Source organism: Caballeronia ptereochthonis, assembly GCF_001545075.1.
In the GTDB taxonomy this organism is placed as follows: Bacteria; Pseudomonadota; Gammaproteobacteria; order Burkholderiales; family Burkholderiaceae; genus Caballeronia; species Caballeronia ptereochthonis.
Genome location: NZ_FCOB02000023.1, coordinates 63,623 through 82,056 on the forward strand (window position 1 = coordinate 63,623; position 18,434 = coordinate 82,056).

Annotated in this window: 17 protein-coding genes; 9 read left to right on the top strand and 8 right to left on the bottom strand. The window is 62.5% G+C overall.

What is annotated here, in order from left to right; all coding sequences use genetic code 11:
• Positions 1 to 46: 46 nt before the first annotated feature.
• Genes AWB83_RS23520 through AWB83_RS23535 form a run of 4 tightly spaced genes read left to right on the top strand, consistent with a single transcriptional unit; the run spans position 47 to position 4,332 of the window.
• Positions 47 to 1,333 carry an AmpG family muropeptide MFS transporter gene (locus AWB83_RS23520; RefSeq protein ID WP_087048026.1) on the top strand — a complete coding sequence of 429 codons (1,287 nt, stop codon included), beginning with the start codon at positions 47 to 49 and terminating at the stop codon, positions 1,331 to 1,333.
• On the top strand, positions 1,330 to 2,244 hold the full coding sequence (locus AWB83_RS23525; RefSeq protein WP_087048027.1) for a M48 family metallopeptidase: 915 nt from the start codon (positions 1,330 to 1,332) through the stop codon (positions 2,242 to 2,244). The genes AWB83_RS23520 and AWB83_RS23525 overlap by 4 nt, the downstream gene beginning before the upstream one ends.
• A 52-nt stretch (positions 2,245 to 2,296) precedes the next feature.
• Positions 2,297 to 2,806: a HEPN domain-containing protein gene (locus AWB83_RS23530; RefSeq protein WP_143750092.1), complete on the top strand. Its 510-nt coding sequence runs from the start codon at positions 2,297 to 2,299 to the stop codon at positions 2,804 to 2,806.
• A complete protein-coding gene (locus tag AWB83_RS23535; protein WP_087048029.1) occupies positions 2,803 to 4,332 on the top strand; it encodes an ATP-binding protein in 1,530 nt (509 codons plus the stop codon). Before AWB83_RS23530 ends, AWB83_RS23535 begins: the two co-directional genes overlap by 4 nt.
• Positions 4,333 to 4,375: 43 nt before the next feature.
• Here the strand turns inward: AWB83_RS23535 and AWB83_RS23540 are convergent, their stop codons facing one another.
• The 5 genes from AWB83_RS23540 to gatC all read right to left on the bottom strand — a co-directional run bounded on the left by AWB83_RS23540 (position 4,376) and on the right by gatC (position 9,469).
• Entirely contained in the window at positions 4,376 to 5,161 is a 786-nt protein-coding gene (locus AWB83_RS23540) for an exodeoxyribonuclease III (protein WP_087048030.1), read from the bottom strand.
• Between the two features lie 25 nt (positions 5,162 to 5,186).
• Positions 5,187 to 6,026: a PPK2 family polyphosphate kinase gene (locus tag AWB83_RS23545; RefSeq protein WP_087048031.1), complete on the bottom strand. Its 840-nt coding sequence runs from the start codon at positions 6,024 to 6,026 to the stop codon at positions 5,187 to 5,189.
• Between the two features lie 89 nt (positions 6,027 to 6,115).
• A complete protein-coding gene (gene gatB, locus AWB83_RS23550) occupies positions 6,116 to 7,591 on the bottom strand; it encodes an Asp-tRNA(Asn)/Glu-tRNA(Gln) amidotransferase subunit GatB (protein WP_087048032.1) in 1,476 nt (491 codons plus the stop codon).
• Entirely contained in the window at positions 7,588 to 9,081 is a 1,494-nt protein-coding gene (gene gatA / locus AWB83_RS23555) for an Asp-tRNA(Asn)/Glu-tRNA(Gln) amidotransferase subunit GatA (protein ID WP_087048033.1), read from the bottom strand. The genes gatB and gatA overlap by 4 nt, the downstream gene beginning before the upstream one ends.
• 88 nt (positions 9,082 to 9,169) lie before the next feature.
• Positions 9,170 to 9,469 (bottom strand): Asp-tRNA(Asn)/Glu-tRNA(Gln) amidotransferase subunit GatC, encoded by a 300-nt coding sequence (gene gatC, locus AWB83_RS23560; protein ID WP_087048034.1) that lies wholly within the window; start codon positions 9,467 to 9,469, stop codon positions 9,170 to 9,172.
• A 377-nt stretch (positions 9,470 to 9,846) separates the two neighbouring features.
• Between gatC and AWB83_RS23565 the strand changes: the two genes are divergently transcribed.
• From AWB83_RS23565 to rodA, 5 genes are all read left to right on the top strand, one after another.
• Positions 9,847 to 10,890, top strand: a complete 1,044-nt coding sequence (locus tag AWB83_RS23565; RefSeq protein WP_004189550.1) for a rod shape-determining protein — start codon at positions 9,847 to 9,849, stop codon at positions 10,888 to 10,890.
• 199 nt (positions 10,891 to 11,089) lie between these two features.
• Positions 11,090 to 12,208 carry a rod shape-determining protein MreC gene (gene mreC, locus AWB83_RS23570; RefSeq protein WP_087048035.1) on the top strand — a complete coding sequence of 373 codons (1,119 nt, stop codon included), beginning with the start codon at positions 11,090 to 11,092 and terminating at the stop codon, positions 12,206 to 12,208.
• Positions 12,205 to 12,717, top strand: coding sequence for a rod shape-determining protein MreD (mreD, locus tag AWB83_RS23575; RefSeq protein WP_087048036.1), 513 nt, complete (start codon positions 12,205 to 12,207; stop codon positions 12,715 to 12,717). Before mreC ends, mreD begins: the two co-directional genes overlap by 4 nt.
• Positions 12,718 to 12,806: 89 nt before the next feature.
• The gene (gene mrdA, locus AWB83_RS23580; RefSeq protein WP_087048037.1) at positions 12,807 to 15,089 is read left to right on the top strand and encodes a penicillin-binding protein 2; all 2,283 of its coding nucleotides are present in this window, start codon (positions 12,807 to 12,809) and stop codon (positions 15,087 to 15,089) included.
• A 22-nt stretch (positions 15,090 to 15,111) separates the two neighbouring features.
• A complete protein-coding gene (gene rodA / locus AWB83_RS23585; RefSeq protein WP_087048094.1) occupies positions 15,112 to 16,260 on the top strand; it encodes a rod shape-determining protein RodA in 1,149 nt (382 codons plus the stop codon).
• A gap of 67 nt (positions 16,261 to 16,327) precedes the next feature.
• On the opposite strand, the gene AWB83_RS23590 is transcribed toward rodA, so the two are convergent.
• From AWB83_RS23590 to queD, 3 genes are all read right to left on the bottom strand, one after another.
• Complete coding sequence (locus AWB83_RS23590; protein ID WP_087048038.1) at positions 16,328 to 17,008, bottom strand: tetratricopeptide repeat protein; 681 nt, start codon at positions 17,006 to 17,008, stop codon at positions 16,328 to 16,330.
• Complete coding sequence (locus AWB83_RS23595; RefSeq protein WP_087048039.1) at positions 17,005 to 17,787, bottom strand: HpcH/HpaI aldolase family protein; 783 nt, start codon at positions 17,785 to 17,787, stop codon at positions 17,005 to 17,007. The genes AWB83_RS23590 and AWB83_RS23595 overlap by 4 nt, the downstream gene beginning before the upstream one ends.
• Positions 17,788 to 17,975: 188 nt before the next feature.
• On the bottom strand, positions 17,976 to 18,422 hold the full coding sequence (queD, locus tag AWB83_RS23600; RefSeq protein ID WP_087048040.1) for a 6-carboxytetrahydropterin synthase QueD: 447 nt from the start codon (positions 18,420 to 18,422) through the stop codon (positions 17,976 to 17,978).
• Positions 18,423 to 18,434 lie beyond the last annotated feature (12 nt).

Consider the following 18,434-nt stretch of genomic DNA (forward strand, 5'->3'; position numbering starts at 1 on the left):
TCCGACCCGGCTTATCGCGCATCGACAACGCATTGCCACCATCGATATGCCCGACACGCCACACGAGGCGCCCGCTCTAACTGCACACGAAGATCATCCCGGCTGGCGCGCGTTCCTGAACGCGCGCATCCTCATCTGCGTCTTTCTCGGCTTCACGTCGGGACTGCCGCTCTTCACGCTCGTCTATCTGGTGCAGGCGTGGCTGCGCACCGAAGGCGTGAACCTGAAGGAAATCGGCCTGTTCGCGCTCATCCAGTTTCCCTATACGTGGAAATTCGTGTGGGCGCCGCTCATGGACCGCTATGTGCCGCGCCTGCCCGGCTGGCGGCCAGGCAGGCGGCGCGGCTGGATGCTCGTCACGCAGATTCTCGTCGCCGTGGCGATGGGCACACTCGGCTTCGTGTCGCCGAACCGGGAAATCTGGACGGTCGCCGCGCTGACCACGCTCGTCGCCCTCTTCGGCGCGAGCCAGGACATCGCCATCGATGCCTACCGGCGCGAACTGCTCGCCGATACCGAACAGGGCCTCGGCAACGCCGTGCACGTGAACGCGTACAAGGTCGCCGCGCTCATCCCCGGCTCGCTCTCACTGATCCTCGCCGATCATCTGCCGTGGACGGCCGTGTTCATCGTCACCGCCACTTTCATGATCCCGGGCATGATCCTGACGCTCGTCGTCAAGGAGCCGGAGATTCACGGCGCGCCTCCGAAGAACCTGCGCGAGGCGATCGTCGAGCCGTTTCACGAATTCGTCACGCGCGACGGCTGGCGCGCGGCGCTGCTCGTGCTCGGCTTCATCTTCCTCTACAAGCTCGGCGACACGATGGCGACCACGCTGTCGACGTCGTTCTTTCTCGACATCGGCTTCAACAAGACGCAGATCGGCGTGATCGCCAAGACGGTCGCTTTCTGGGCGAGTCTCGCGGGCGGGATCATCGGCGGCGTGTGGCTGGTGAAGATCGGCATCGCGCGCGGCTTGTGGATTTTCGGCGTCCTGCAGATCGTCTCGACGCTGGGCTTCGCGTGGCTCGCGAAGCTCGGGCCGTCGCCGCTCGCGCTAGGTGCGCTGTACGGCTTCGAGACCTTCGCCACCGGCCTCACGATGTCCGCGTTCACCGCGTACATCGCGAGCACGACCGACCCGCGCTACACCGCGACGCAATTCGCGCTCTTCACGAGCCTCGCTTCGGTGCCGCGCACGCTCGCGTCGGCGTCGAGCGGCTTCATCGTCGCGCAGACGGGATGGTTCGAGTACTTCCTGATCTGCACTGCGCTGTCGATTCCGGGCATGTTACTGTTGCCCAGAATCGCGCCCTGGAGAACTCAACGATGACGGTGTCCTACTCGCTCCGCGCCCTGGCCTGCGCGCTGGCATTGGCGTCATTCCCGCCTCTGTCCGCGCACGCCCAGGACGAACAGCGCGTGCCGGCGCCGTACACCGCGCCGAACAACCAGATCCGTTTCGGCAATACGGCGCTCTTTCGCAATCTGATTCCGCCCGCGACGCTCGAGGCGCAGTCCGCCGAGGAATATGCGCAGATCATCCACAATGCGGAGCTCGACAAGACCCTGCTTCCCGACAGCAACCCGCTCGTGAAGCGCGTGCGCGAAATCGCGAATCACGAGATTCCGTTCGCGCTCAAGTGGAATGATCGCGCGAAGAACTGGAAGTGGGAGATCAACGTCATCAAGTCGCCCGACGCACGCATGTATTGCCTGCCGGGCGGGAAGATCGTCGTGTATAGCGGGCTCGTCGACAAGCTGCGTCTGAACGACAACGAGATCGGCATGATGATCGGCCACGAGATTGCGCACGCGCTGCGCGAGCATGCGCGCGAGCGGCTCGGCCGTCAGCAGGCGGCGCAGTTGGGCGGGGGCGCGATGCCGCAGCTCTTCGGCTTCTCGAACTATTCGGCGCAGCAGCCCGACCTCGGCGACGAGTTGCTCTCGATGCGTTACTCCCCCGCCGACGAAACCGAAGCCGATGTGATCGGCAGCGAGATCGCCTCGCGCGCGGGCTACGATCCGCGCGCGGCCGTCACCTTGTGGAACAAGATCGATTCGGGCACGCGCCGCGCGGATGAGGGCTTCATCTGGATGCATCCCTATGGGCCGGATCGCAAGCAGGATCTGCTCAAGCGCATGCCGGACATGATGCCGCTCTATGCGAAGGCGGTCGGCAAGACCATCGACCAGTTGTCGAATTACGCGGGAATGGGGCGGTTCAAGAAAACCGGCCGTTAGACATATTCAACAGTACTATCTAATAAGAAGGGACTCACGAGGGAGCAGGAAGGTGCATAAAGGTCTTAAGGAACCACATCTTTTCAACGCGGCATCAAATCCGCTCAAAATGATCCGAAATCTCGCAGGAATTCTGGCGGATTCTGAGTTGGACAAGATAAGAAAAGAAATCGACGCAAACGTGATTGGTCTCTACCGGCTCGGAGAAGCGCATTTCAGATTTGCCGCGGCGGTAGATGAAGGCGAATGGCGCCAGAAGATATCGAGATACTATTACGCCGCCTACAATGTGCGAAGAGCGGTTGCCTTGAAACATGATGGAACATACTCGTCCGACTCAAGTGATCACCAAAAAGTAGATCAGATTCCCGACACATTAAGCAATAGCGCTCTTTACAGAGTGAAGCTTAAGAATCTTCGTGACGACAGAAATCTTGCGGATTACAGCCATCTCGCAAATGAAAACGATTTATTGATAAGCATTGCCGAGGCAAAAACGGTTGTTTCGCAACTTCTAAATGACGCCAAGAAATTTCTTTCAGAAAACGGCATTACTATATGAATAATCTCTCTCCAAAGGACGATTCAGACATCGTTGTCAACGCATTCGCGATCGCCCTCGCCGGGATCAGCCCAGCATTCCATATTAAAGAGCGTCCGGACGGGAGTTTCCTCGTCTTCGAACTTGCCGCACCAAGCGCCCGCTTTTTCGAGTTGCTCGATGGAGTAAACGACAGCCTGCCCGATGAAAACATGTTCAAGAACAGAGTTAGCATTAGCGCTCGGCCTCAAAAACCAACAAATGTCCTGACGATCCCTGAAACTGCGATCCTTCAACAAGAATTATCCGCCAGCCTAACGGTGGACCGAAATACGTTTGGGTCTGATTTTCTTGCGCGCTACACGCCCTCGGTAACAAGCCTTGAGAAGGAAATCGTTGTTCCGACGAATCATATCGTCTACGGTCGACGAGGCTCTGGAAAGTCGAGCCTGCTAGCGTACTCCATGCACCACCTACGCCTATCGCGAAGCCCGTTTTGCTGGGTCGCGATGCAAGCTTATGCGGCTCGATCGGACCGACAGGCGATCGCGAGCGTGCTCTCCGAGATTTTCTCGGAAGCGGCACAGTACGCGGCATCTCCGACCGAACTTCACTCGCTTGCAGATGAGTTGCTGGCGCTCGGTGAATCTGATGATGAAGAAGTTGTTGCGAACAAGTTGAATCGCATGGTTCCCCGCATGCGCAAGACGCTTGCAGCGGTGTCTGGGGCGAAAAGCTTCACGGTTTTTCTCGATGACATTCATGTGCTCGACTATGCGCTTCAGCCAGAGTTATTGTCGTTTATCTACTCTCTGGCGCGGGGCAACAAGACGTATATTAAGGTTTCCGGTATTGAGCAACTAACCAATCTTTGGGCTGGAGATATCAAGCGAGGAATGGAGCCGCCGCACGATATTCAGATATTGATGCTCGACCATAATTTGACCAGCCCGGATCAGTCGAGATCTCACATTAAGAGCATTCTAGATAAGCATGCAGTGTATTGCGGGTTGCCAAATATCGACTATCTCGCAAACCAGGATTATATAGATCGGCTGGTTTTATCGGCTGCAGCAGTCCCTCGGGATGCCCTTAGCCTGTTTTCCAAATCAATCTCGCGCTCTGTGCTCAAGAGTCAAAAGAGCATTTCGATCACAAGCCTAAACGCGGCTGCGTCTGAGGCGATTGAGGAAAAGCTTAAAGACGTGCGCAAGGACGCCTTCAGTACCAGCGAAGGAACTGTCGCTCACCAGCTTCAGATAGTGAAACGCTTTTGTGCTGAAAACAAGAAGAACGCGTTCTTGGTAAAGATCGACAACGCGAACGATACGTATAACGGCGTTCAGAAGCTCGTAGCACTACGGTTTGTTCACGTCCTCCACCAAGGCATCACTCCTCATAAAGCAGGCGAGCGATATTTTGCCTTGATGCTCGACTACGGGTTTTATATAGGAATAAGGGCTGCGCGTAGCATGGAGCTGATTCCAGACACGCCGAGACAACTCGCGGCAAAGGAACTGAGAACGCTGCCAATTCTTCCGTCGTGACGTGCTCCATCCTGCGCTCCGGCGCAGGATGGAAGCGGGAAATTTACTTCTTCTTGCCGAGCTTCCAGTCGTAGTCGATAGTCAGCGGCGCGTGGTCGCTGAACTTGATGTCCCTGAAGATCGACGTCTCCTTCGCGGTCGCGGCGACCTCTTTCGTCGCGATCTGATAATCGATGCGCCACCCGACGTTCTTCGCATACGCCTGGCCGCGGTTGCTCCACCATGTGTATTGCTCGGGCCGCTGATCCAGCGTGCGGAATACGTCGACGTAACCGACCTCGTCAAAGAGCCTGGTGAGCCACTCGCGTTCTTCGGGCAGGCAGCCGGAGTTCTTCTGGTTGCTCTTCCAGTTCTTGATGTCGATTTCCTTGTGCACGATGTTCACGTCGCCGCACAGAATCACTTCGCGCTCTTTCGAGAGCTCGGCGAGATGCGGCATGAACTCGTCCATGAAGCGATACTTCGCCTGCTGGCGCTCGTCGCCGCTGGAGCCCGACGGCACATACACCGACACCACCGACAGCTTGCCGAAGCGCGCTTCCACATAGCGCCCTTCCGGATCGAACTCTTCCGAGCCGAAGCCGATGATCACGTCGTCCGGCTCATGGCGCGTGTAGAGGCCCGCCCCGCTGTAGCCCTTTTTCACCGCATGCTGGAAATAGCCCTGAAAGCCGTGCGGCGCGAGGAACTCGGGCGTCAGGTCGTCCTGTGAGCACTTGATTTCCTGCACGCACACGACGTCGGATTTCTGCTCGCCGAACCAGTCGAAGAAGCCTTTCTTGGCGGCCGAACGGATGCCGTTGAGATTGGCGGTAATCACGCGAAACATACGCTTCCTTTTTTATCGGTTTCGTTTACTCGACCTTCACGCCCTTGAGCGATTCCTTGGCCGGCGGGAATTCGAGCTTCATATCCTGCATCGTGCGCAGCAGGAGCTCAGCGATCATCACGTTGCGATGCGTCTTCGAGTTGGCCGGAATGATGTACCACGGCGCGTATTCGGTCGACGTCGCGCCGATCGCGTCCGCATACGCATCCTGATACGCGTCCCACTGCTTGCGCGCGTCGAGATCGGAGACGTCGAACTTCCAGTGCTTGGTCGGATCGTCGATGCGCGCCTGCAGGCGCTCGCGCTGCTCATCCTTCGAAATATGCAGGAAGCATTTGACGATGGTCGTGCCGCTGTCCGCGAGCAAGGACTCGAACTCGCGCATGTGGCGATAGCGGCGCTCGCATTCGTCGACGTCGATCTGCTTCAACACGCGCGGCACGAGCACGTCTTCATAGTGGCTGCGGTTGAAAATCGCGAATTCGCCGGCCATCGGCGCCTGCGCGTGCACGCGCCAGAGGAAGTCGTGAGCGGCCTCGCGCTCGGACGGCGCGCGAAACGGCACGATGCGCAAGCCGAGTGGATCGACGTCGTGAAAGACCGCGCGCACCGTACCGTCCTTGCCGCTCGTGTCCATGCCCTGCAGAACGAGCAGCACGCGCCGGCGTCGCTGCGCGTGCAGTTTCTCCTGCAAATCGTCCAGTTGTGCGCCGATCGCGGCGAGCCGGTCGCGGTCCGCGTCCTTCGAGCCGAGCGAAAACGGCTTGGCGGACGGATCCACCGCGCTCAGGTCGAACGGCTTCAGCTTCTTGCCGGCATCGAAGAAAGGTACGCGAAAGTCGTCCAGTTCAGATTTCTTTGCCATGTCTTTTTTTCACCTTCGCCAATGAAAACGGGCTGCTGCCGGGCTTAACCGGCAGCAGCCCGCGAGTCTCGCACGCTTGATTCAGGCGATCAGGATAGTTTCTTTTTCAGAAGCTCGTTGACTTGCTGCGGATTGGCCTTGCCCTTGGTCGCCTTCATCGCCTGGCCGATCAGCGCATTGAACGCCTTTTCCTTGCCCGCGCGGAATTCGTCGACCGATTTCTGGTTCGCCGCGAGTACCTCGTCGATGATCGCCTCCAGCGCGCCGGTATCCGAAATCTGCTTGAGTCCCTTCGCCTCGATGATGCGGTCGGCCGCGCCTTCGTCCGTCGCCTTCTCTTCCCAGATCGTCTGGAAGATGTCCTTCGCGATCTTGTTGGAGATGGTGCCGTCGGCGATGCGCTGCACGATCAACGCCAGTTGCGCGCTCGAAACCGGCGATTCGCTGATATCGAGCGACTCGCGGTTCAGTTGCGCGGAGACGTCGCCCATCATCCAGTTCGCGGCGATCTTCGCTTGCGCGGCGCCCGCTTTCTGCACGAGGGCCTCGAAGTACGACGCCATCGCCTTCGACGACGTCAGCACGCCCGCGTCGTACTCGGTCAGGCCGTAGATTTCGACGAAGCGCTTCTGCATGTCCGACGGAAGCTCGGGCATTTCGCCCTTCACGCGCGAGATCCAGCTCTCCTCGATCACGAGCGGCATCAGGTCGGGATCCGGGAAATAGCGGTAATCGTGCGCGTCTTCCTTGCTGCGCATCGAGCGCGTTTCGCGCTTGTCGGGATCGTAGAGACGCGTTTCCTGAACCACCGTGCCGCCGTCCTCGATCAGCTCGATCTGACGGCGCACTTCGTACTGGATCGCTTCTTCGAGGAAGCGGAACGAGTTCAGGTTCTTGATTTCCGCGCGCGTGCCGAATTCTTTCTGGCCGACCGGGCGCACCGACACGTTCGCATCGCAGCGGAACGAGCCTTCCTGCATGTTGCCGTCGCAGATGCCGAGCCACATGACGAGACCATGCAGCGCCTTCGCATACGCGACGGCTTCCGCCGCGCTGCGCATCTCCGGCTCGGTGACGATCTCGAGCAGCGGCGTGCCCGCGCGGTTCAGGTCGATGCCCGTCATGCCCGCGAAGTCTTCGTGCAGCGACTTGCCCGCGTCCTCTTCGAGGTGCGCGCGCGTCAGGTTGATGGTCTTCGAATACGCTTCCTTGCCGGCCTTCTCGCTGGCGGGAACCTGGATCGTGATCTGACCGCCCTGCACGACCGGAATCTCGTACTGGCTGATCTGATAGCCCTTCGGAAGATCCGGATAGAAGTAGTTCTTGCGCGCGAAAATGCTGCGCGGCGCAATATGGGCGCCGATCGCGAGACCGAAGCGGATTGCGCGCTCGACAGCGCCCTTGTTCATCACGGGCAAAACGCCCGGCAGCGCGAGATCGACGGGACTCGCCTGCGAGTTCGGGCTCGCGCCGAACTGAGTGGGCGCGCCCGAGAAGATCTTGGAGACGGTGGAAAGCTGCGCGTGCGTTTCCAGGCCGATGACGACTTCCCACTGCATGTTCATACTCCCGATGCCGATGGTGCCTTGCGGTGCCAGTCGGTCGCGCGCTGGAACGCGTCGGCGACCTGGAGCATCCGGGCTTCGTTGAAATAGTTGCCGACGATCTGCAGACCGACCGGGCGATTGGCATTCGCGCCCGCGCCGAAGCCGCACGGCACGCTCATGCCGGGCAGGCCCGCGAGGCTCACGGACAGCGTGTAGATATCGGCGAGATACATCTGCACGGGATCGTCGGCCTTTTCGCCGAGATTCCATGCCACGGACGGCGCGACCGGCCCCATGATGACGTCACACTGTTTGAACGCTTCCTGGAAGTCGCGCGCGATGATGCGGCGGATCTTCTGCGCCTGCAGGTAATACGCGTCGTAGTAACCGTGCGACAGCACGTAGGTGCCGACGAGAATCCGGCGCTTCACTTCGGGCCCGAAGCCTTCCGCGCGCGACTTCTTGTACATGTCGAGCAGATCCTTGTACTGCGCCGCGCGATGCCCGTAGCGCACGCCGTCGAAGCGCGACAGATTCGACGATGCCTCAGCCGGCGCGATGATGTAGTACACGGGAATCGAAAGCTCGGTCTTGGGCAGCGACACTTCGACGAGCGTGGCGCCGAGCGCTTCGTATTGCTTGAGCGCCGCGTCGATGGCGGCGCGCACGTCGTCGGCGAGACCGGCGCCGAAGTACTCCTTCGGCATGCCGATGCGCAGGCCGGCGAGCGGCTTGCCCGCGTCGCCGCCGTTCCACGTCTTGCCGAGATAGCGCGTGTAATCTTCGTTCTCGCGCTGCAGGCTGGTGGAGTCGCGCTCGTCGAAGCCGGACATCGCGTTGAGCAGCAGCGCGCAGTCGGCGGCGCTTTGCGCCATCGGACCGCCTTGATCAAGCGACGACGCGAACGCGATCATCCCGTAACGCGAGACGCGGCCGTACGTCGGCTTGATGCCCGTGATGCCGGTGAACGACGCGGGCTGGCGAATGGAGCCGCCGGTGTCGGTGCCGGTGGCGGCGGGCGCGAGACGCGCGGCCACCGCCGCCGCCGAGCCGCCCGACGAGCCGCCCGGCACGGCCTTCAGGTCCCACGGGTTCTTCACCGCGCCGAAGTACGAATTCTCGTTGGACGAGCCCATCGCGAACTCGTCCATGTTGGTCTTGCCGAGGCACACCATGCCGGCGTTCTTCAAACGATCGACGACCGTCGCGTCGAACGGGCTCGCGTAGTTTTCGAGCATGTGCGAGCCGGCCGTGGACGCCCAGCCGCGCGTGACGAACACGTCCTTGTGCGCGATCGGCAGGCCGGTGAGCACGCCCGCCTTGCCTTGCGCGATGAGCGCGTCGGCGGCCTTCGCCTGCTCGAGCGTGAGCGCGGGATCGACGCCGATGAACGCATTCAGGTCCTTCGCGGCCTCGATGCGTTGCAGATACGACTGCGCCAGCTCGACTGCGGAGATCTCCTTCGAGTCGAGCGCGGCGCGCAGTTCGGTCAAGCTTTTTTGATGCATTGCAGTTCCCTGATGAGCGCGGTATTCATTGCCGCACGCGGTGTCGCTTGTGGCGCTCGTGTCACATCCGGCGCCGGCCGTCGATGACTTATTCGATCACCTTGGGCACGAGATAGAGCCCGTCCTGCACGGCGGGCGCCGAACGCTGGAACTCTTCGCGCTCGATACGCTCTGAGACTGCGTCGTCGCGCAGGCGCAGCGCGACTTCCTCGATCTGCTCGATCGGATGCGCGAGCGGTTCGATGCCGGTCGTGTCGACGGCCTGCATTTGCTCGACGAGCCCGAAAAAGTCATTGAGCCGCGCAAGCGTCGGTTCCGCTTCGTGGTCGGGCAATTCGAGCCGCGCGAGATGCGCGATGCGTTTTACGTCGGTCAGGGTCAGGGACATGGGATCACCGGAGAAAGCGTGGGCCACTTCAGATTTCGAAAACTTTCGCTGCGACAGTCAGTTACGAACCTGGGCGGAGCCCTCGGAAACAGGTCTGGCGATGGCGGAAGATGCCATCCTTTTCCTATAGATACCCATAAATTATAAGGTATCATTACACGTTCGACTCACCTCTGGAACGGGCTGTCAGCGGCTTTCTCCCTGAATCAATGAATTGTGAGAAACGTTTGCGTCGGGCGTTCCATTCTGCGGTAGATTTCTTCCCGGATTTGCACCTCGCGGCGAGCCTTCGCCGCCCCGGCAAACCGTTATTTTTTCCGCTGCCGTCCCCGGCGCTACGAGCGAGGAACGGCCACCCAGCGAGACAGGATTTTTGAATGTTCGGTTTTTTGCGCAGCTATTTCTCCAACGACCTGGCGATTGACCTCGGCACCGCCAACACGCTGATCTACATGCGCGGCAAAGGCATCGTCCTCGACGAGCCGTCGGTCGTTTCCATTCGCCAGGAAGGCGGTCCCAACGGCAAGAAGACCATTCAGGCGGTCGGCAAGGAAGCCAAGCAGATGCTCGGCAAGGTGCCGGGCAACATCGAGGCCATCCGCCCGATGAAAGACGGCGTGATCGCCGACTTCACCGTCACCGAGCAGATGATCAAGCAGTTCATCAAGACCGCTCACGAATCCCGCATGTTCTCGCCGTCGCCGCGCATCATCATCTGCGTGCCGTGCGGCTCCACCCAGGTCGAGCGCCGCGCCATCAAGGAAGCGGCTCACGGCGCGGGCGCCTCGCAGGTCTATCTGATCGAAGAGCCGATGGCCGCCGCAATCGGCGCGGGCCTGCCGGTGTCGGAGGCAACGGGCTCGATGGTCGTCGACATCGGCGGCGGCACGACGGAAGTCGGCGTCATCTCGCTGGGCGGCATCGTGTACAAGGGCTCGGTGCGCGTGGGCGGCGACAAGTTCGACGAGGCCATCGTCAACTACATTCGCCGCAACTACGGCATGCTGATCGGCGAGCAGACCGCCGAAGCCATCAAGAAGGAAATCGGCTCGGCGTTCCCCGGCTCCGAAGTCAAGGAAATGGAAGTCAAGGGCCGCAACCTGTCCGAAGGCATTCCGCGCAGCTTCACCATTTCGAGCAATGAAATTCTCGAGGCGCTGACGGACCCGCTGAACCAGATCGTGTCGTCGGTGAAGATCGCGCTCGAGCAGACGCCGCCGGAACTCGGCGCGGACATCGCCGAGCGCGGCATGATGCTGACGGGCGGCGGCGCGCTGCTGCGCGACCTCGACCGCCTGCTCGCCGAAGAAACCGGTTTGCCGGTGCTCGTCGCCGAAGATCCGCTGACCTGCGTGGTGCGTGGCTCGGGCATGGCGCTCGAGCGCATGGACAAGCTCGGCAGCATCTTCTCGTACGAGTGATCTCGGCCAGGGCCGCTCGCTCCCGGTTTCCGGCGTGCCGTGTGGCCTTCGGCGCGACAATTAAAATGACCCGCGTAACGCGACGCGCGCACGGCCCGGCTCCAGTCCGGGCCGTTGTCGAAACAGCGTAGGGCAGGTTCCGCCACGAGCGACAAAGCCTGCAGCATCGATCCATCCGTTCACGCCCTCGGCGCCGACCATGGAATACAGTCCGCCGCCACTTTTCAAGCAAGGCCCATCCGCGCTCGCGCGCCTGATCTTCTTTGTGGTCCTCGCGATCGCATTGCTCATCTCGGATGCTCGTTTCAATACGCTGGAAATCGTGCGCGGCATGCTCGGCGCGGGACTCTATCCGTTACAGCGCGCGGCGCTCGTGCCGCGCGACATCTTCATGGGCGCAGCGGATCTCGCCGTGACGAGCGCGACCCTGCGCAGCGAAAACAAGAAGCTGGCCGACAAGAATCTCGAGCTTTCCGTGAAGGCGGGCGACGCGGCGCAACTCGCGATCGAGAATGCGCATCTGCGCGCGCTGCTGAATCTGCAATCGCGCGCAACGACCGACGAAACCCCGGCCGAAATCCAGTACGACACGCGCGATCCTTTCACGCAGAAAGTCGTCATCGGCAAGGGCTCGCAGCAAAACATCCAGGACGGCGCGCCAGTCGTCACCGAAGACGGCGTGATCGGACAAGTGACGCGCGTGTTCCCGTTGCAGTCGGAAGTCACCCTGCTGACCGACAAGGATCAGGCCGTGCCGGTGCAGATCGCGCGCACGGGCTTGCGCAGCGTGATCTACGGCACGCCGAAGGGCGACACGCTCGATCTTCGCTTCGTGCCGATCAGCGCGGACGTGCAGGCGGGCGACGAACTGGTGACGAGCGGCCTCGACGGCATCTATCCGCCAGGGCTGCCGGTCGCGAAAGTGTTGCGCGTCGACAAGCAGGCGGACACGGCGTTCGCGCGTGTCGTCTGCGTGCCGATCGCGGCGGTGCGCGGCGCGCGCCAGCTGCTCGTGCTGCACTACAACGTGAACGTGCCGCCGAATCCGATCGAAGTGGAAGCGGCGGCCGCCGCCAAGGAAGCGAAGGAAAACAAGGGCAAGAAAAAGCCCGCGGCCAAGGCGGCAGCGCCTGCGGCGGGCGCGAGCGGCGCGTCGGCGCCCGCGGGCGCATCAGCGCCGGCGCCCGCCATCGCGGAAAAACCCGCTGAAAAACCGACGGAGAAGGCCGCGGCGCCCAAGGCGGCATCGCGAGCGGCGGCGAAACCGTCGAAAAAGGCGCATATGCCGAAGCCCGCGTCTTCGGGGGGCGCACAATGAACCGCCCGCAATACATCCTGCAGCCAGTCAATCCGTACTTCATCACGTTCAGCCTCGCGGCCGCGTTCCTGCTGAACCTGATGCCGTGGGGACGGCTCATCGGCGTGCCGGATTTCGTCGCGCTCGTGCTGCTGTTCTGGAACGTGCATCAGCCGCGCAAGGTCGGCATGGGCATCGCGTTCATGCTCGGCATTCTGATGGACGTCCATAACGCGAATCTGCTCGGTGAGCACGCGCTGGCCTATACGCTGCTGTCCTACGGCGCCATCACCATTCACCGCCGCGTGCTGTGGATGGCCCTGCCCGTGCAGATGTTCGTCGTGGCGCCGTTGCTCGTGGGCGCGCATCTCGTGCCGTTCGTGATCCGCCTGATGACGGGCGCCGCGTTTCCCGGCTGGAGCTATCTGATCAACGGCTTCGTGGAAGCGCTGCTCTGGCCGGCCGCGAGCTTCCTCTTGCTGATGCCGCAACGCCGCGCCGCCGATCCTGACGATACCCGCCCGATCTGAGCCGGCGGGCATCGTCGCGCCGGGCGATATCCCCGCGCGCGGACTACACTTGAATCGCGAAACGTCGCGAAAAGAATCGCGAAAGCTGCATGACCGAAATAAAGAACACCGAGCAACAGTTATCGAAGTTCCGCCTGCGCGTCGCGGCGGCGGGACTGTTCGTGTTCGTCTGCTTCGGGCTGATCGGGCTGCGCTTCCTGTATCTGCAGGTCTGGCACTTCAGCAAATATTCGCTGCAGGCGAACGAGAACCGCATTTCAGTCGCGCCGATCGTGCCGAACCGCGGCATCATCACCGATCGCAACGGCGTGATCCTGGCGAAGAACTACTCGGCTTATACGCTCGAAATCACGCGCTCCAAGATCAACGGCACGCTCGACGAAACCATCGACGAGCTCGCGCAAGTCATTCCGATCGACGCGCGCGACCGGCGCCGTTTCAAGAAGCTGCTCGAAGACTCAAAGAATTTCGAAAGCCTGCCGATCCGCACTCGCCTGACCGACGAGGAAGTGGCCAAATTCACCGCGCAGCGCTTCCGCTTTCCCGGCGTAGAAGTGCGCGCGCGGCTGTTCCGCCAGTATCCGCTCGGCACGACCGCGGCGCACGTGATCGGCTACATCGGGCGCATTTCGCAGCGCGACCAGGAGCGCATCGACGACGCGAGCGACGCCAACGACGAAAGCTCCGACCACTACGATCCGCGCCTCGACGCCAACAACTACAAGGGCACGGATTACATCGGCAAGATCGGCGTCGAGCAGAGCTACGAGACCGAGCTGCACGGCCTGACCGGCTTCGAGGAAGTGGAAGTGACCGCGGGCGGCCGCCCGGTGCGCACGATGTCGCGCACGCAGGCGACGCCCGGCAACAACCTCGTGCTGTCGCTCGATATCGGGCTGCAGCAGGTTGCCGAGCAGGCGTTTTCGGGCAAGCGCGGCGCGCTCGTCGCCATCGAGCCTTCCACCGGCGACGTGCTCGCGTTCGTGTCCTCGCCGAGCTTCGACCCGAACTCGTTCGTCGACGGCATCGACCAGCAAACCTGGGATGCACTCAACAATTCGCCCGACCACCCGCTTCTGAACCGTCCGCTGCACGGCACGTATCCGCCGGGATCGACCTACAAGCCATTCATGGCGCTCGCCGCGCTGACACTGCACAAACGCACGCCGGGCTGGGGCTTTCAGGATCCGGGGTACTTCACCTTCGGCGGCCACACGTTCCGCAACGACGTGCGCTCGGGCCAGGGCTGGATCGACATGAACCGCGCGATCGTCGTGTCGAACGACACCTACTTTTACATGCTTGCACGCGATCTCGGCGTAAACGCGATGGCCGGGTTCATGAAGCCGTGGGGCTTCGGACAGATCACCGGCATCGATATCGCGGGCGAGGCGAAGGGCATCCTCCCGTCGACGGAATGGAAGCGCAAGGCGTATCGCAAGCCGGAGCAGCAGCGCTGGTACGAGGGCGAAACCATCAGCCTGGGCATCGGCCAGGGCTACAACTCGTTCACGATCCTGCAACTCGCGCACGCCACCGCGACGCTCGCGAACAACGGCATCGTGATGAAGCCGCACCTCGTGCGCGATATCGAGAATCCGATCAACAAGGAGATCCGCCCCGTGGTGCGCGATCCGAGCGACAAGATTCCGGTGCAGCAGAAGGACGTGGATTTCATCAAGCGCGCGATGGAAGGCGTCGTCACGAGCGGCACGGCGGCGAAGGTGTTCACGGGCGCGCCGTACCAGGCGGCGGGCAAGACCGGCACGGCGCAGGTCTATTCGCTGCAGGGCTCGAACTACAAGGGCCACGCGCTCGCCGAGCATCTGCGCGACCACGCGCTCTTCATCGCGTTCGCGCCTGCGGAGCAGCCGAAGATCGCGCTCGCGCTGATCGTCGAGAACGGCGGCTGGGGCGCGGAATCCGCGGGACCGATCGCGCGCAAGGTGCTCGACTATTACCTCGTCGATCGCCTCAAGCCGGGCGCGGAAGCCGCCGCGGTCGCCGCCGCCGCATCCGCGACGGAAGACTCCGGCCTGCCGATGATCGGCGGCGCGCAGCCGCCGGCGGCAGCCGCGCTGCCCGCGTCGGTCGCGCAGAAATCCCCGGCGTTCTCGCCTCAGGCCGCATCGAATCCTGATGTCGCGAAGGCGGCTTCGGCGCCGGCGATTCCGGCATCGTCGGCAAAGGCGGCGAAGCCTCGCGCCGCGTCGGCGCCATCCGCAGCCCCCGCCGCTGCGCTGCCCGCGTCCACGCCCGGCCGCGGGCCTGCGCCGAAAAAGCGCCCGGCCGAGCCGACGCCGACCATGGTGCGCGGCACCGAAAACGAAGGCGTGCGCGTTCTCGCGCCGTCCGGCGGCATCGACGAATAAGGAAACCGCCATGCAACTGCACATGCAATTCGACAAGCGTGAGTGGCTCGACCGCGCCAAGCGCATGTTCGCGGGCTTCGACAAACCGCTCGCGCTGATCGTCTTTCTGCTGCTGTGCGTCGGCATCGTGACGCTGTACAGCGCCAGCCTGGACATGCCCGGACGCGTCGAGGATCAGTTGCGCAACATCATGCTGACCTTCGGCCTGATGTGGGTGCTCGCCAATATTCCGCCGCAGATGCTGATGCGCTTCGCCGTGCCGCTCTATACGGTGGGCGTCGCGCTGCTGATCGCGGTCGCCGCGTTCGGACTCACGCGCAAGGGCGCGAAACGCTGGCTCAACGTCGGCGTGGTGATCCAGCCGTCGGAGATCATGAAAATCGCCATGCCGCTGATGCTCGCGTGGTACTACCAGAAGCGCGAGAGCAATATCCGCTGGTGGGACTACATCGTCGGCTTTCTGATTCTGCTGCTGCCGGTCGGTTTGATCGCCAAGCAGCCCGACCTGGGCACGGCGGTCCTCGTGTTCGCGGCGGGCGTGTTCGTCATCTATTTCGCGGGCCTGAGTTTCAAGCTCATCGTGCCGGTGCTCGCGGCAGGAGTGGTCGTGGTGGCGTGCGTCGCGGTGTTCCAGGACCGCATCTGCCAGCCCGAAGTGAATTGGCCGCTGATGCACGACTACCAGAAACACCGCATCTGCACGCTGCTCGATCCGACTTCCGATCCGCTCGGCAAAGGCTTCCATACGATTCAGGCCGTGATCGCCATCGGTTCCGGCGGCACGCTCGGCAAGGGCTGGCTGAAGGGCACGCAGGCGCACCTCGAGTTCATCCCCGAAAAGCACACGGACTTCATCTTCGCCGTATTTGCCGAGGAGTTCGGGCTGGCGGGCGGGCTGGTGCTGCTCTTTCTCTATATGGCGCTGATCGCTCGCGGGCTGTATATCGCGGCGAACGGCGCGACCTTCTTCGGGCGATTATTGGCCGGATCGCTCACGCTCGCGTTCTTCACCTACGCGTTCGTCAACATCGGCATGGTGAGCGGGATCTTGCCCGTGGTCGGCGTGCCGCTGCCGTTCATGAGCTACGGCGGCACGGCGTTGACGACGCTCGGCGTGGCCGTCGGGTTGATCATGAGCGTAGCGCGACAGAAACGGTTGATGCAGAGTTAGCGATCGTATTCTTCGCCGGACAAAAGCCGCGGATTCGTCCGCGGTTTTTTGTTTTCGGCGCGCGCAGTCACTGCGGCTTCTGATGCTCCAGCTCGGCGCTCAGTTGCAGATATTTGAGCTTGGCCGCCGGATCGCCCTGCGCCGCCGCCGCCGCGTAGTAAGCGCGCGCGACATTCAGATTGCGCTCGACGCCGTCGCCGCCGCGCTCGTAGAACGAACCCGCGACGTACTGCGCGGTCATGTCGCCGCCCTCCGCCGCCTTCTTGTACCAGTTGAACGCCTGCACGTTGTCGCGCGCCGTGCCGCGTCCGTCGAGGAACTGATTCGCGAGCGCCAGTTCCGCCTGCACGTGGCCCTGATTCGCCGCGCGCAGGAACCATCGATGCGCCTCCGCCGGATCCTTCTCCACGAACTGCCCGTCGTCGTACATCTTGCCGTACACGTATTGCGCGTGCGTCATGTTGGCGTCGGCGGCGCGGCGCAGCCACTTCTTGCCCTCCGGCACGTCCGCCGGGCCGCCCTCGCCGTTGAGCAGCATCATCGCGTAGTTGAATTCGGCAAGACGGCTGCCCTTTTGCGCCGCGCGACGGAACTCCGAGCGCGCCGCGACGAAATTGCCCGCGTTGTAATCGGCGACGGCGTTCTGCGTCGCGAGATCGGTCGGTTTCGGTACGTTGTCGGCGTGCGCGGCGCCGCCCGATATCGCCAAGCTCACCGCGGCGGCGACCGACGCCAAGGCGGTTCTCATGATCTCGCCTCCTGCAACGCCTGACGCGTCGCCTTCAACAACCACATCACGTCCGCGCCGATCGCGACGAGCTTGATGCCCGCCTGCGCGTACTGCTTCGCACTCGCAGCATCGAGCGCGAAGATGCCGCTCGCGATGCCCGCGCGATTCGCCGCATCGACGATCTTCGTGATCGCCGCCTGCACGTCGGGATGCTTGCCATCCCCGAGATGACCGAGGCTCGCCGCGAGATCCGCCGGTCCGATGAACAGGCAATCGATGCCCGGCGTCGCGGCGATCTCGTCGACGGCTTCGAGCGCCGCCACGGACTCGATCTGCAGGATGGTCGCGATCTGCGCGTTCGCGGTCGTCACATAGTCGCGTCGCATTCCATATGCCGCGGCGCGCACCGCGCCCGCGACGCCGCGCAGGCCCAGAAGCGCCGCCTCGGTCGGATATTGCGTGAGCCGGACGATGCGCGCGGCATCCTCCGCCGATTGCACGTTCGGGAACATCAACGTGCGTGCGCCGGCATCGAGCGCGCGCTTCACGAGCCAGCCTTCGTTGGTCGGCACGCGCACGATCGGCTCGCTCGGCAGATGCGCGGCGGCGATCGCACGCAGTTGCGCGACCACGTCGCCGCTATCGTTCGGCGAGTGCTCCATGTCGATGCACAGCCAGTCGAAACCCGCGTGCGCAAGCGCTTCGGCGGCGTCGGCGCTGCCGAGCGAAAGCCACAGGCCGAACAACGTGCCCGATTCGGAAAGGCGTTGCTTGATGGGATTCGTGAATGTGCTCATCGCGCGGCTCCTTCGGGTGTTTGAAGGGCGGCCGCGTGCGGCCTCGGGCAAGACAACGAGGGAAGATGTGACGGCATGCGCGCGCTCCGTGTCTCGTCGCCTCGGTGTCGGGCGACTCATCGGACGATCATACCGTGACAAAGGACCGGACGTCGGACGCTCTCCTGGTCGCGATTGCGCGGAAAAAATCAGCCGCGTTCGACGTCGGCCCAGCAGTTCGGCGTCTCGTAAAGACGCAAGCGCTTGAGCTTCAGATTGACGCCGTAATGGGCATCGTAGACGTCCGCGAGAATGGCGAACGCCACGGCCGCCATGTTTTCGACGGTCGGAATCCGGTCCAGCACGACGGTCTTGTGATCCGAGAGCGTTTGCAGGAATTCCCGCACTTTGACGTCGCCTTCGTAGACGATGAACGCATGATCCCACTTGTTGACGAGATGCTCCATCGCCAGTGCCTTGACGTCGGCGAAGTCCATCACCATGCCGCGGTCGGGCGCGCCTTCCACATCGACGAGATCGCCCTGGAGCGTGATTTCCACCACGTAGCGATGCCCGTGCAGGTTGCGGCACTGGCTGCGGTGATCGGGAATGCGGTGGCCCGCGTCGAATTCGAGTTTTCGGGTAATCGTCTGCACGTCGGCTGACCG